The 14,427-nt window shown below is 59.4% G+C and carries 13 protein-coding genes; 6 read left to right on the top strand and 7 right to left on the bottom strand.

The window, feature by feature from the left end; translation table 11 throughout:
* Positions 1 to 144: 144 nt before the first annotated feature.
* Entirely contained in the window at positions 145 to 1,734 is a 1,590-nt protein-coding gene (locus ACK3SC_RS07135; protein ID WP_416839416.1) for a uracil-xanthine permease family protein, read from the bottom strand.
* Between the two features lie 126 nt (positions 1,735 to 1,860).
* Between ACK3SC_RS07135 and ACK3SC_RS07130 the strand changes: the two genes are divergently transcribed.
* Entirely contained in the window at positions 1,861 to 3,204 is a 1,344-nt protein-coding gene (locus tag ACK3SC_RS07130; protein WP_416839414.1) for an MFS transporter, read from the top strand.
* A gap of 99 nt (positions 3,205 to 3,303) precedes the next feature.
* Here the strand turns inward: ACK3SC_RS07130 and ACK3SC_RS07125 are convergent, their stop codons facing one another.
* Entirely contained in the window at positions 3,304 to 3,774 is a 471-nt protein-coding gene (locus tag ACK3SC_RS07125; protein ID WP_416839413.1) for a chemotaxis protein CheW, read from the bottom strand.
* Positions 3,775 to 4,065: 291 nt separating this feature from the next.
* On the opposite strand from ACK3SC_RS07125, the gene cheB reads away from it, so the two are divergent.
* From cheB to ACK3SC_RS07105, 4 genes are read left to right on the top strand one after another with little or no spacing between them, the layout of a single operon-like run.
* Positions 4,066 to 5,163 carry a chemotaxis-specific protein-glutamate methyltransferase CheB gene (gene cheB, locus ACK3SC_RS07120; protein WP_416839412.1) on the top strand — a complete coding sequence of 366 codons (1,098 nt, stop codon included), beginning with the start codon at positions 4,066 to 4,068 and terminating at the stop codon, positions 5,161 to 5,163.
* A 2-nt stretch (positions 5,164 to 5,165) separates the two neighbouring features.
* Positions 5,166 to 7,496, top strand: coding sequence for a chemotaxis protein CheW (locus ACK3SC_RS07115; protein WP_416839411.1), 2,331 nt, complete (start codon positions 5,166 to 5,168; stop codon positions 7,494 to 7,496).
* The gene (locus tag ACK3SC_RS07110) at positions 7,496 to 8,335 is read left to right on the top strand and encodes a CheR family methyltransferase (protein WP_416839410.1); all 840 of its coding nucleotides are present in this window, start codon (positions 7,496 to 7,498) and stop codon (positions 8,333 to 8,335) included. Before ACK3SC_RS07115 ends, ACK3SC_RS07110 begins: the two co-directional genes overlap by 1 nt.
* 3 nt (positions 8,336 to 8,338) lie before the next feature.
* Entirely contained in the window at positions 8,339 to 9,205 is an 867-nt protein-coding gene (locus ACK3SC_RS07105) for a CheF family chemotaxis protein (RefSeq protein ID WP_416839409.1), read from the top strand.
* 183 nt (positions 9,206 to 9,388) lie between these two features.
* Here ACK3SC_RS07105 and ACK3SC_RS07100 read toward each other — a convergent pair whose 3' ends face one another.
* The 3 genes from ACK3SC_RS07100 to ACK3SC_RS07090 form a co-directional block, all read right to left on the bottom strand.
* Positions 9,389 to 9,805: a hypothetical protein gene (locus ACK3SC_RS07100; protein ID WP_416839408.1), complete on the bottom strand. Its 417-nt coding sequence runs from the start codon at positions 9,803 to 9,805 to the stop codon at positions 9,389 to 9,391.
* Positions 9,806 to 9,881: 76 nt separating this feature from the next.
* Positions 9,882 to 10,445: an ArsR/SmtB family transcription factor gene (locus ACK3SC_RS07095; protein ID WP_416839407.1), complete on the bottom strand. Its 564-nt coding sequence runs from the start codon at positions 10,443 to 10,445 to the stop codon at positions 9,882 to 9,884.
* 214 nt (positions 10,446 to 10,659) lie between these two features.
* Positions 10,660 to 11,046 (bottom strand): hypothetical protein, encoded by a 387-nt coding sequence (locus ACK3SC_RS07090; RefSeq protein WP_416839405.1) that lies wholly within the window; start codon positions 11,044 to 11,046, stop codon positions 10,660 to 10,662.
* Between the two features lie 277 nt (positions 11,047 to 11,323).
* On the opposite strand from ACK3SC_RS07090, the gene ACK3SC_RS07085 reads away from it, so the two are divergent.
* Positions 11,324 to 11,536, top strand: a complete 213-nt coding sequence (locus tag ACK3SC_RS07085) for a hypothetical protein (protein WP_416839404.1) — start codon at positions 11,324 to 11,326, stop codon at positions 11,534 to 11,536.
* 43 nt (positions 11,537 to 11,579) lie between these two features.
* Here the strand turns inward: ACK3SC_RS07085 and ACK3SC_RS07080 are convergent, their stop codons facing one another.
* Both ACK3SC_RS07080 and flaJ read right to left on the bottom strand, forming a co-directional pair.
* Positions 11,580 to 12,635 carry a CheF family chemotaxis protein gene (locus ACK3SC_RS07080; protein WP_416839403.1) on the bottom strand — a complete coding sequence of 352 codons (1,056 nt, stop codon included), beginning with the start codon at positions 12,633 to 12,635 and terminating at the stop codon, positions 11,580 to 11,582.
* 47 nt (positions 12,636 to 12,682) lie between these two features.
* Entirely contained in the window at positions 12,683 to 14,425 is a 1,743-nt protein-coding gene (gene flaJ, locus ACK3SC_RS07075) for an archaellar assembly protein FlaJ (protein WP_416839402.1), read from the bottom strand.
* Positions 14,426 to 14,427: the final 2 nt, after the last annotated feature.

Here is a 14,427-nt window from a genome sequence, read left to right as displayed (position 1 = left end):
TTAACTCCGTCGATTGTTCGACTGGTGAACTCCTGGACAAAGACAGCTGCGAGTGGGTTCAGACCACGAATTCGGGATATCGCCAAAAAAGGATGATGAACGAAGGTAAGTAGTCGAAAAACGGTGGACGTTGAGTCCTGCGGATTAGTCTGCCGTCGGCGAGTCGTCGCGGAGGCGGTCGAACATCGAGGTGAACTCGCCGTCTTCTTCGACGGTGTCTTCCCACTCTTCGAGTCCGCGTTCGACGCGGGTTCCCTGAATGGTGTTGTCGAAGAAGAACGCGAACAGTCCACCGACGGCCATCCCCGTCGACCCGATGACGAAGATGGTGTCTGCAACGAGTTGCGTCCCGAGAATCCAGCCGACGACTGCGACCTGACTCATGCCCTGCCGGAACGCTTCGGCGCTGCCGACGTTACCCATGTACGCCGGGATTGCGAGGCCAGCGAACATGGCGACGCCGATGATGAAGATGTTCCGCGAGGAGTCGAGGTCCACGTACTTCAGGTTCGAGAGGCCGACGGCGACGATTTGGCCGAACATCGCGATGTACAGGCCGCCGACGATGGGGCCGGGAATCGTCGCGATGAGTTGACCGAAGTAACCGACGAATCCCATGATGAGCATCAGTGCAGCACCGACCTGCACGACGTAGCGCGACGCGACGCCCGTGAGGCCGATTGCACCGATGTTCTCGGAGTAGGAGGTCGAACCGCTTCCGCCCATGATGGCCGAGAAGATGTTCATCAGACCCTCCATGCCGATGCCGTGGTTGATGCGGCGCTTCGACGGCGCACCGACCCCCGACAGACGGGCGACAGCGTGGTAGTCACCGAAGGACTCGACCATCGAGGCAGCGACGCCAGCGAGCATACCGATGATGAACGAGGACGTGAACTGCGGGATACCGAAGGCGACAGCACCCACGATGGGGAGTGCGACTTCCATCGTGCCCGCACCGCCCGCGAAGCCCCACTGGAAGGGGTAAATGGGCATGAACGCCGGGGCGCTAGCGACAGATTGCAGGTCGACGAATCCGGGTGCGCCCGCAGCGATGACGCCCGTGACGGAGAGAACTGCCGCGATGACGTACGAGACGATGACGCCGAGGAGCACCGGGAACAGTTTGAACGCAGGGTGAGCGGTGTCGAGGTACTGCGAGAACAGGACGATGAGTGCCAGCGTCAGGCCGAGCAACCACCAGTTGTTGGTGGCCGACGTGACCTGTGGGACGCTGAACAGCGAGAGACCGATGAGCGCGATCGTCGGAGCGATGACGACTGGCGAGATGAACTTCCGGAGGCGTCCGAGTAGTCCGAAGTAGCCGACGAGCACTTCGACGGCCGCAGCCACGATGATGGCTCCTTGCAGTTGGAGCAAGGCCGTTTGCCACCCTGCCCCTGCTGGGTTGGTGGCCTGTACGACGCCGATGACGGCGATTGCCGGTGCGAGCATCGAGAAGGGCGCACCCTGGACGATGGGGTAGCGGTTCCCGAACGTCGTCTGCATCAGCGTCGCGATGCCGGAGACGACGAAGAACGTCCCGACGAATCGCGGAACGACGTCGCCGGGCATACCCAACACTCCAGCGAGAATGAGGGGAACGGCGATGTTTGCGCCCACCATCGTGAGATAGTGTTGAGCGCCGAGAAGAAGAGCGGTTGGAAGGGGTGGTTTGTCGTCGATACCGTACTGCACGAATGAAGAGGGTGATGAATCGTCCGTCACGACCATCCCCCCGTATGTAGTGGCTCTCTCCCGAGCATGGTTGTTCCAGCATTCCATTGGGAGTATTAATGTCTACCTATCGCGCATGAAAGTAGGAAAACGACTATACCTCGCCGCTTTGATTCGTGTTGCGTGACTATCTTATCGTCCGCCACCCCGGCGAGACGCGACCGATGGCTCGTCGGGTGGGCCCTCGGATACGCGGCCGTCGGCGCATCGTCACTCGTCGTTCCGCTCTACGCCATCGAACTGGGTGCCAACGCGCTGTTCGTCGGACTCATCGCGGCGACTGCCGCCTTCGCCGGCGCACCCGGAGCGATTATCTGGGGCCGACTCGCCGCCAGAACGAACCGACGCCGCCCGTTCGTCCTCGTCGCACTCGCGTTGACGGCGGGTTCCCTCCTCGTCGTCGCGGCCGTCGACTCACCGATTGCGGTTCTCGGTGCGAACACGCTCCTGTGGTTCGTCGTCGCCGCCGCCGCCCCGGTGTTGAACCTCATCGTCGTCGAAGGCGTCTCACCCGACCAGTGGGACCGCAGATTCGGCGTCCTCAACCACTATCAGGGATACGGGTGGCTGGCCGGCCTCGTCGTCGGTGCACTCTGGTCTGCAGTCGCGCCGCGCGTGCTCGCACTCGACGCACTCGGCGTCCAGCGGTGGTTCCTCGTCGCGTCGGGGGCCGTCGCAGCCCTCGGTGCGCTCCTCGTTCGCGTGTGGTACCCCGACCGACCCACCGTCTCGGCACGTCGATTCGCGCGCCTCTCGGCAGGCATCCGTCGACAGAGCGGTCTCATCGGCCGGTCGGTGCGAGCGGTTCCATACGGCCCGTCTCGGATGTACTGGGCACTGCAAGAACTGGACGTCGCCGACCTCCGCGCACGAGCGAGTCCAGACTTGCTCCGGTATCTCGCCGCAGCGACGCTGTTCTTCGTCGGATTTTCGGTCTTCTTCGGGCCGCTCCCGGCGTACCTCATCTCGTCAGGACAGTCCGCAGACGCGGTGTTCGTCCTCTTCGTCCTGTCGAGTCTCGGGTCCGCAGTGAGTTATGCCCGCGTCGGCGCGTTGGCAGCGACACGCGACTCACGGCAGTTACAGGTCGGCGCGTTGGCGACGCGTGGTCTCGCGTTTCCGCTCGTCGCGCTCGTCGGCACGTACCTCACGGGCGGGACGGGCCTCGTCGTCCTCGGAGCGACGTTCTTCGTCATCGGCATCACGTGGGCAGTCATCGCCGTGACGGCGACGGGGATGGTCACTCGTCTCGCACCCGGCCGAATTCGCGGCGAAGCACTCGGTGCGTACACGGCACTGGCGAGCCTCGGCGGTGGTGTTGGCGCAGCGCTCGGTGGCGTCGTCGCCACCGAACTCGGATACATCTCGGCGTTCGGACTCGCCGGAACCATCGTCGTGTCGGCACTCGTCGTCGTGTGGGTGTCGGGTGAAAACGCCGTGGCGGGGCAGTTCGCGTCGGCCGAGTAATCGGCACCCATCGACTGAGTAGTCGTCGGTGCCGTGTCGGCCAGTAGTAGTAGATGCCGTGTCGACTGAGTCGTAGTAGATGCCGTGTCGACTGAGCCGTTACTCGATTGCGTGAACCGGCGAAATCCAGACCACGAGTTCGCCATCGCGTTTGATGACGCCCTCGATGGAATCGTCTTTCTCTAACGGCGGGTCTTCGACGTCGTTCATCGAGACGCGAACGACCTGATACACTTCGTCGACCAGCCATCCCGTCGCCGCCTCGTCTTCGAATCTGTTCGGGTCGAAGATGACGATGCGTTTCGACTCGCCGTCGTCGTCGATGCTGAAGAGCGATTTCGGGTTGATGATGGACGTCGTCCGCCCGCGTAAGTCCATCACGCCTTCGACGTAGTCCGGGGCGTTTGGCACACCCGTGAGTCGACCCTTGTCGACGATTTCGCTCACGTATTCGATATCGACACAGTACGTCTCTTGGCCCAGTTTGAATTCGAGGACTTGCACCTCGTCTACAGCGTCCTCCTCGCCGTCGTCCGCTGCCACCTGGGTCGGGATTGCATCCTGTCGCATGATGAAAACCGGCGGCGTACACCGCCGTCTGTCTACTCCAGAGTGCAGCGATTCGGTCCATAAAGCTACGTACCCGATTATCAGCCGTGATTCCTCCCGCCGAGCGTTTATATATCCGATTTCCGAACCTCGGGAGTAGATGAGCGGTCAACGAAACGGCACTCCAACGACTCTGACGACCCATCGGAAGACGGTGCGTTCGACGACGCCGAGCGAGCCTCGGCGAGTCACCGAACGGTGTCGCACGACACCTCGAACGTCCCGTCTCAGTGACCTCTGTGGGGGGGACCGATGAGTGCGTCCACATCCGGGGGACCGACGCGTGCTGTTGTCGTCGACGACTCGCGGTTCATGCGGACGCTGATTCGAACACTCCTCGAAGACGGGGACGTAGACGTCGTCGCGGAGGCCAGCAACGGTCGTGAAGCGATTTCGGTGGTCGGTGAACACCGTCCCGACGTGGTGACGATGGACATCGAGATGCCCGAGATGAACGGACTCGATGCGGTCGAAGGCATCATGAACGAATGTCCGACGCCCGTCCTCATGCTCTCTGCGCACGCCGAAGCGGACGCAGACGTGACGTTCGAGGCACTCGACAGAGGTGCAGTCGACTTCGTCACTAAACCCGGTGGCGAAGTCACCTCCGGGATGCCTCGTGTCAAACGCGAACTCGTCGAGAAGATTCAGTCGGCTGCTGCGGTGGACCTCGACGCAACACGTGGCCGTAGCCGCCCCCCGACAGCCGACACGAATCGACGAACGACCCCTGACACGGCACCGTCTGCATCGTCGAAAACAGACCTTCCCGAAGAAGGGTCGACGATAATCATCGGTGCCTCCACGGGTGGGCCGAACGTCGTCGAACGTGTTCTCGCGTCGCTCCCAGTGGATGCCGGACTTCGAGTCGTCGTCGTCCAGCACATGCCCAAAGGGTTCACGAAGCGATTTGCGGAGCGCCTCGACGCCCGATGTGCGTACGACGTTCGCGAAGCAGAAGACGGCGAACGAATCGCGCCCGGACAGATTCGTATCGCACCCGGTGGCTCGCACCTCCTCGTCACCGCTGACCGCGCCGGGCGACTCGCACTCGAACTGTCCGACGACGAACCACTCCACGGCGTCAAGCCAGCGATCGACCTCACGATGGCGTCGGCGGCTGAAGTGGTCGAATCGCCACTCGCAGGCGTGTTGTTGACTGGAATGGGCCGAGACGGTGTCGAAGGAATGTCTCGAATCGACCGAGCCGGCGGTCACACTGTCGCACAGAACGAAGAAACATCAGCGATTTTCGGGATGCCGAAGCGTGCCATCGAAGCGGGGTGCGTCGATACGGTCGCACCTGACGGACGCATCACCGACGAAACGCTGCGCGGTATCACGACATGACCATGGACGAAGAACTCTACCAGGCGTTCATCACCGAAAGCGAAGAGAGTATCACACAGTTGAACAACTCCCTGTTGTCGTTAGAGTCCAACCCAGCGGACACGGACGCCATCGACGACATCTTCCGCCAGGCACACACCCTGAAGGGGAACTTCGGTGCGATGGGATTCGACAACGCCGCGACGGTCGCACACGCCGTCGAAGACCTGCTCGACGAGATTCGACACGAGCGTCTCGAGGTCACACCGGAACGGATGGACCTCGTCTTCGATGGGATGGACCTCATCGTCGACATCCTGCACGAAATCGAAGCACACGGCGAGTCGACGACGAACCCAGTCGAGACTGTCGAAGAGATTCGTGACGCCGTCGAACCCGCGGGTGACGCGGGAAACTCGAATCCGGCGGCGTCTGACGAGGCCGAACGCGACGACACCGACCTCGTCTCACTCGCCGCCGAGTGTGTCGATGTCGACACCATCGACGTGGCGACCCTCGCACACGCCCACGTCGAACTCGACGTGGGGCAGATGAAGAGTGTCGACGCAGGAATCTTCCTCAGCAACGTTCCCGAGCGGGTCGACCTCGTCGGGTTCTCCCCGGCACGCGACGCCATCGAAGCCGGCGAGTTCACCGATGGCTTCGACCTGTTCGTCGCGAACCTCGCACCGAAAGCGGTCGAGTCGAGACTCGGCGACCTCTGGAAGGTCGAGTCGGTGGAGACGACCGACGTGTCGGACGCCCTCGGTAATGGAGCTGCCACCACCCATATTACGGACACAGTTGCTGATTCGGACGTGACGGAACAGGACGAAACTGCCGACGATGTGGCAGAGGCGGATGCTGGCAAATCCGCGACCGACGACGCGTTGGCCGACGACACCGACGACACAGTCGGTGACAGGTCGACCACCGATGACAGTTCGGCCATCGGCGGCGGTGACGCTGACGAGCGCATGGACACCGACGGCGACGAGACTGACGTCGGAACTGGTGCTGAAGAAGTCGTTGACGACGCAGAGGAGGCTGACGGCGGTGCAGACGCTGGCGACGGAGAAATGGCAGACGACGGGGCAGACGAATCACAGTCGGAACCCAAGAAGAAAGACGAACGGTCTATCTCCGCGGTCAAATCTGTCCGCGTCGACGTCGACCAACTCGACCAACTTCACGAACTCGTCGAACAACTCGTGACGAGTCGAATCAAACTCCGCAACGCCATCGACGAACAACAGGACACCGCACTCGACACGCTCGACGAGCTGGACAAAATCTCGTCGAACCTCCAGAACACAGTGATGGACATGCGCCTCATCCCGTTGAAGAAGGTGTTCGACAAGTTCCCGCGGCTCGTCCGTGACCTCGCTCGCGAACAGGACAAACGCGTCTCGTTCACGGTCGAAGGAGCAGATATCGAACTCGACCGAACCATTCTCGACGAGATTTCCGACCCGTTGATGCACGTCCTGCGGAACGCCGTCGACCACGGTATCGAAGAACCCGACGTTCGCGAGGCAGACGGGAAACCACGGACGGGGACCATCAAACTCGCTGCTCGCCGGCAGCACGACACGGTCATCGTCACCGTCGAAGACGACGGGTCCGGCATCAACGCCGACGCCGTCCGCGACAAAGTCGTCGCCGAAGGTGTCGAAACGCGCGACGAAGTCACCAAGATGTCCGACTCGGAGATATTCGACTACATCTTCCACCCCGGCCTCTCGACCAACGACGAGATTACCGACGTGTCGGGTCGTGGTGTCGGGATGGACGTGGTCAAGACCACCGTCGAATCACTCGATGGGTCGGTTTCGGTCGAAAGCGAACCGGGGCAGGGAAGTACGGTCAAGATTCGGCTCCCCGTCTCTGTCGCCATCATCAAGGTGCTGTTCGTGCAGGTGGACGACCGAGAGTTCGGTGTCCCCATCAAGTACATCGACGAGATTAGTCGACGTGACCGTGTTCAGGCGGTCAACGGTGCGGAAGTCATCGTCCACGAAGAGAACATCTTCCCACTCATCCGTCTCCGTGAGGCGCTCGAAATCGACACGCCAGAACCCGAAGATGGGATGGTCGTCCGCATCCGCCCCGACGACAGGCAGGTTGCGCTCCACTGTGACGGGGTGACGAAACAGGAAGAAGTCGTGGTGACGCCACTCCAAGGACCGCTGTCCGGTGTCGGTGGCCTCTCCGGAACCGCCGTCATCGGCGATGGAAACGTCATTCCAATTCTCGACGTTTCAACGCTGGAACTGCCCGCAGATGGAAAACAGGCGATGCGCGAGTTCGACCCGAGTTCGCTGCCGGAAACCACAGAGGAGGCAGCAGACTGATGTCGTCGTCGGATACCACCGACCCGTCGTTCGACCATCTCTTGACGTACATCGAGAACTCGCTGGCCTTCCAGACGAGTTCCTACAACGACGCCTACCTCGACCGACGAATCTCTGCTCGCATGCGTCGCCGCCGCGTCGACGACTACGAAACCTACGAAGAACTGTTACGCGACGAGGACGACGAACAGCAAGCACTCCTCGACGCGCTTTCGGTCAACGTGACGAGTTTCTTCCGCAACCCCGACGTCTGGGAGTCGCTTCGGGACGTGCTCCGTGATTTGAGCGCAAACGGAACCAGACACGACCCAATCAAGGTGTGGAGCGCCGCCTGTTCTGACGGCCGAGAAGCATACTCACTGGCGATGCTCGCCCACGACGACCCGCACGTGGACGAACGACGCATCGAAATCGTCGGCACGGACATCAAACGCGAAATTCTCCGTGCGGCCCGCAAAGGCGAGTACCAGGCGTCGGAGACCAACCACCTCGACGAACAACTCGAACCCATCGGCGACTGGCAGCGGTTCGTCGATGTCGACGACGACATCTACCGCGTCAAAGACGAGCTACGCGACATGGTTCGGTTCAGCAGACGTGACCTCATCCGCGAAGACCCACCGGGGACGTTCGACCTGGTCGTCTGCCGGAATCTGTTCATCTACATCAACGCCGAGTCGAAACGTGCGGTGTTCGAGACGCTCGGGTCGGCACTCAACACGGATGGCTACCTCACCATCGGGATGACCGAGACGATTCCACCACGCTGTCGTGTGCAGTTCGAACCGGTCGACAAACGACTCCGAATCTACCGCACGAGCGACGACGAACAGAGGTAACCGATGAAACCCGGTGAACACAAACTTGGAGACACTCGCGGCCGGTTCCTTCAGGTTGTCAAAAACGGCCGGGAGATTCACGACGTCGACTGGACGAGTGGCCGAGTTCTATTGTCGAACAAGCGGCTCATCTTGGCAGGAACGGGCGGAAAACGAACCGTCTCACTCACCGACATCGAGAAACTCGGTGGTCGATTCGACGTCAACCAGCGAATCGCAACCGTCGCCGACTACTTCAGCATCCACATCCCGTCCGGTGTGATTCTCATCGCACCCGTGGATTACGACGAGTTCGAGGTGGACTTTTTCGGTGCGCTCCTCAACTCAGAGCAGTTCCTCGCGCGACACCCCGCTGTCGCCGGCGGCGTCGTCCAGAACACCGAGTGGGAGAACTCGCGTCTGAAAGTCGAAGCGGAAGCGGTCAGCATGGCGACGGTCGGCGGCAAGTTCGTCGAGATTCGCCTCGACGACATCGGTGCCATCAAAACTGGCGAGCGAAAGGTCGTCGACAACGTTCGGAGCGTCATCGAAGTCGAACACTCTGACGACGAAGGGACGAGTCTGCAGACCTACATCTCCGGGTCGGAACGCGCGATTACGTTCCTCTACTCGCTTCTGCGCGAAGGGGAAGAACTCGCAGAGACGTCTATCGAGATGAGCGAGACGGACAAGCAGGTTCTCACGGCGCTGTATTCGGGTGTCGCACCGTTCGACATCCCCGATTTCCTCGGCCTCGACGTGGACGAAGTCGAGGAACTCTTCGAGCGTCTCATCGACCACCGAGTCGTCGAGGAGGTTCGTGTTCGCCACGAGGTGCAGTTGAACGCTCGTGGCCGGAACATCGCCTCCGACGCCATCAACGAGCAGTAGCGTTCTTTGGTTCTGTTGAAAATACAGGATTCTGATAGATTTTTGAGGGCGTGCTGAATAGAGGGCGCGAATGTGGCACAGATGGTACCAAGATCGAGGGGGATGTAATTCGGTCAATACAGGTCACGCACATATACGAGGACGAGACTTCAAGAGTTCCTTCCTAAAATCGGACGTGTTAGGTCATTTCGTGGCTCGTTGCTTACGACGGTATTCAAATCCACCAATCACACCCGCAAGAGCGACGACACCAATCCAAGATAGAATATACAGAGCAAATGGTGTCGGAACAGCAGATGGCGGGCGAACTGGGCCTGCCAGCCACGAGCCGAGTCCTGAAAGAAGTAGGAGTACAGCGATGATGGCGGCGGGTGATTTGACCTTCTCACCGACGTAAAATAGAGCGGGTACGAATCCAAGGAGGAACATCCCCAGTAGGATGTACGCTCCATTAAGTGGCTTAACGGCAATCAAGTCAAACAAGTCATCAAACCAATGGTTCCACAGTAACACAGCCAAAGCGGTGTGGGCCAGTCCAGCGACTAAGCCGGTGAGAATTGACGATCTCGTAAACATCGACTGCTCTGGGGCACGCGCCATGCTCACCAATTGACCATCGCGGTGCTTAATACGATGTTTGGGTCAAAATTGATTTTGACAGCCAATTGTCTCGGCCCTATTTGTTCCAGACCCATAACAAAACGACCAGTCCAAGGACGAATAACCCGCCGAGGAGAAATTCCAATCCGGGAAAGGTCAGTAGTTCCAGAGGCGTCAGGTCGTCACTTGCACCACCGGGCTGGCCAAACGCTTGGAAGGCAAACAGTAGGGTCGAGATGACAAAGAGAAGTCCGGTAGCCCCTACAAGCCGTTTAAGAAGGTCACGGAAGCCGGTCTTACGCTCTTCGGTGCCTACGAACATGACGACGGGGTCATCGGCGGGCGCGTACACGTTCATCTCCTTTCCTTTCTCGGAATACCGTGTGTCGGCTACCTGAATCACGCCAACGTCTTCGAGGGTATCGAGATGGTAAGAAACGTTTTGAAGGGACATATCGAGTCGATCAGCAAGTTCTGATGGAGGGGCCGGCTCGTCGTAAATCGCCGTCAGGATACGCCGTGCCGTATCGGATGAAAGAGCCTCAAACACGTCTGCTGAACCATCTTCGTCAACACCGAGAACCTGTATCTCGCCTTCTTGCTCGCCCGTCACGTCACCGGTAGAGGGCAGTAGAGACATACCACCCTCCTTGGTTCGCCCCAATATAAAACATGGATTCCCACCGCATTGAGTGATAAACTCACAGTCCTACTCAGCGGTTAGTTCAGCGTGGATGAGGAGGAATAAACGAACCCTCGGTGATGAATACACCCTCTGAGTGTTGCACGGCGCTACTGACAGCAATTGGTGAGGTTTCTGTGGTCGTGCTGAATACAGCGCGCATGTCTTGCAATCACGCCACAACTTCAAGGAACAAGATTTCATTCTCGGTTATCGGAATGTGTAGTCCATATGCATCATCGTCAGGCGCATCCCATTCATACGAATTCTCTCTACTTCCCTCCACAGACACCTGAATTCTGTACGTGTCTTCTTCACGAATTGGATTGTTGTACCTGTGGGTCCTATCCTCCGTGATTGTGGTAGTGTCCGAAAATACTACCTCACCGTTAGACAGGCGGGTAACCGTCGTCGTGACCGTAATACTTCTGCCGGTTCCGTTGTGCACCGTCAAATCTGGCATCTTGGAATTATCCAGAACGTCAAGACAGCCAGCAGAGGAAAGTGCTACAACTCCCGAAATGTGGAGGAATGCACGCCGTGACAGAGGACTCGACATAATAAATATCAGACTTGTAAGAGTATATCTGTTCTCTCTGATTTATGAGTCGTGCCAAAACTACCTTAGGAGGCTAGTCATAACCGTTGCTGAATAGAACCTCTCTATTCAGCACGCGATTCCTATCATACTCCGAGGATTTCAACAGAGCAGAGCCAGTTCTTCTCGACGCTGGACCTTCTGATGTCCCACTCGGCCGACGGTCCACTCTCTCGCGAATCACGATACGCAGATACGCAAACCCACATTTACATTGGAGAAACCGAAACGACGAACGATGGCTGAGTTGGTCGCCTTCGCTCTTGTCGGCGTGCTTCTCGTTCAGTTCCCGATCGCGCTCTTCATGTATTTCGACGCGAAGCGGTTGAATCTCGAGAATCCGCAGAAGTACTGGTTCGGCGTGACTGTCCCGGCAGCGGGGTTCGTCGTGATACTGTACTACTTCTCGGCGCGGAAAGACCTGCCGAGGAAGGAACCCGAAGAGACGTAGAATCCGACGCGCGAAACGGCCGAAATAGAATGGAGAACCCGACTCAGACGTTCACGTCTTCGATTTCTTCGTTCACGACGAACCGACCCTGTGGCGTCAGCGACGTCGGAATCGCGTCGTCGTCGATGAGGTCCTCGTCGTGGAGCGTCTCTAACGCCTCGTCGAGCACCGCCTGTTCGACGCCGAGGAGTTCGCTGAAGTCCACCTCTGCGGCCATCTCGCCGGCAGAGTAGAGGCCGACCAGCACTTCGAGCCCCTGTTCTGTGACCTCGATGTTGCGCACGTTGGACTTAATCCAGTGGTAGACGAGTCGGAGGTAGCGCCCGAGGATGTTCATCTTCCGCCGGGATTTGAGCGAGATTTCGGTCGTCACCGTCTGTCCCTGCTTGACGTGCTGAACCGAGAGGACGAGACGCTTTTCGTCGTCGACCGTCCGTTCGAGCACTTCGAAGAAGATGACGCTCGCGAGGTCGATGTGAAACGGCTCGCCGTTCTCGGTGAGCGGTCCGTCGTCGTCGGGGAACGTGACCGCTTCGTAGTCGAGGTGGAGGCCAGTTGGCCGGCGTGGCGTGTCGAGGACACGGCCTCCGATTCGCGCCGGATGCGTGACCTGCGCACGCGACCCGTTGAGTGCTGCACGAAACAACAACAGCGTGAACTTCTCGATCGTCTCGCGGTCGCCGCCGATGACCGTCGTTCGCCGACGTTTGCCGATGATGTACCCAACCATCACTGTGTAGTCGAAGAACTCCTCGACTTCGGGCGGAACCTGCCCGACGGCGATGTCGAAGATTGAAGTTATCGGGATATCCGTCTTGGACTTCGACGTGGCGAGGATGAGTCGTCGCTGACTCATCAGAACGCGGCCCTTGACGGGTTCGAACGAGGCGTTGCCACCGGCGACGAAACTCGCGACGAAGTCGACGACGATGGATTCGCCACTGGCGGTTCGCTTCTGTGTGCGCCGTTCGGACTGCTCGCGTTCTTGCTTCTCGCGGTCGTCCTCCGGTTCGGCCTTCTGTCTGCGATAGGCTTGTAGGAGTTTGCTGTTCGCCACGTCACCGCCTTCTGGCGTGCGAGAGCGTGCGTTTTCGACCATCTGACCGTCCGACTCTGCTGACCTTGATGGTGGTGAGTGTTCGTTCGTCATATGTTGATCAGCGCTCCCGCGAGCGACGACGTCATGACCGCCATGAGCGACCCGACCCAGACGAGCACCACGAAGTGGAGGTAGGCGTTCGCCTTGTGCCCGCCGTCGACCATTCGAATCATCAGTGACGAGAGCAGGGCGTTGAACAGGATGATGATCGTGAGCATGTACTCGATGAAGGGAATGTCGTAGACGCCTGCGTAGATGAGCGTCCCGAACTGGAGGCTATCGAGGTTCATCTGCGTCGAGAAGGATGCGAGAATCTCGACGACTTCGAGCCCGATGAAGAACGCGAACGATGCCGACGCCGTAATTCCGTAGAGGACGCCGATGAGCGTAATCGTCGACTGCTTGCGCTGCCGGCGGAGTTTGATGATCTCGTTCATGTTCCGGCTGATGAGTTCACCGAGAAGTTTCGGTTTCCCACCCATCGACCGGCCGACGTTGTACATCTCGCTGAACTTCTGGATGAGGTAGGAGTTCGACTCGGCGGTGAAGAAGAACCACGACCGGTCTGGGTCGAGACGCATCCGAAGGCGGGTGTGGAGGCGACCAATCTCTCGAGAGAGCACGCCGAAGTCTTTCTTCCGGAGCGTCTCCAGGACGGCAGTCGTCGTACTCTGTTTTGCCGTCTCGGACGCCCCCAGTGCGCGGATGAATCCGGGGTACTCCTCGTCACGTTCGTCGATCTGTTTTTCGTGTCGACGAGCGACGATGCCGGGGACTGCGAGCGGGGTCAGTGGCGTCGAAATGAGCAGTGGAACCGGAATATCGACCATGATTGGGCGGACGATCTCGCCGACGATGGTGAGGTCGAACGTCCCCATCGCGAGGACGAACACCATCGCGATAGAGAGCCCCACTGCCCCGTACAGCGTGATGTCTATCTGCCGGTCGGCTTTCGTCCGGTACTGTCGCTGGTGGTACCACAGTGGGTCGTGTGGGGACATCGTCCGAATGACGAAGTAAAAGCCCATCTGCACGAAGACGAACAGCACGATGACTGCGCCGATGGTCATCGTCGCGTCCGTTCCCGTAAGAATCGGGAGGACGATGGCGTTGATGATAGCGAACGTCATCGACAGAATCATCGAGAGATAGAGGTCTTTCATCACCTCGAGATTCCCGAGCGCGCTCTCGTAGACGGTGATGTACTTCTGAATCATCGCGTTCTGCTCACCGAGCAGGAAGTCGTCGATGCTCTGTCCCGCGTTGATTGCGTACGCGAGTCGGTCGAGGAAGTCAGACAGTGGTTTCGACGGCACCTCTCGGGCACGTCGGACACACGCATCGTCGAGTGACTGGTTCCACGCGTCGACCAACTGGACGATGCGGTTCATCTCCGTCGCTAGCTCCCCGTATTCCTCTTCGCGCGCGAGCGTGCGGAAGACGGCGACACGGTCGATGTTGGTCGTCGAAAGGACCGTCATGTGGGTGATGAGGAGGTGGATCTGGTTCTCGAGGCTCCGTCGCGTCTGCTCGACGAGGAGGCGCGGGTACAGAACCGCGCCACCGAGGAGGAGTGCCCCGAGGAGGAACACTGGGATGCGAACGAGAACCGGAAGGGGAAGCGCAATCGCGCCGACTATCGAGAGGATGAATACCACGATGGCTGGCCCGAGAATCACTGTGAGATACCGCGGGAGTGGCATCGGCATCTTCTCGTAGGACTCGATGATGTCGCTGACGAAGTCTCGAACCTGAACCGCTTGCACCGACGCACTCGTGTCCCCTGCCATCT

Origin of the sequence: Haloferax sp. DFSO52 (genome assembly GCF_048158745.1) — an archaeon.
Taxonomy (GTDB): Archaea; Halobacteriota; Halobacteria; order Halobacteriales; family Haloferacaceae; genus Haloferax.
The sequence above is the reverse complement of the archived record's forward strand: the minus strand, read 5'-3'. Positions and strand labels throughout refer to the sequence as shown.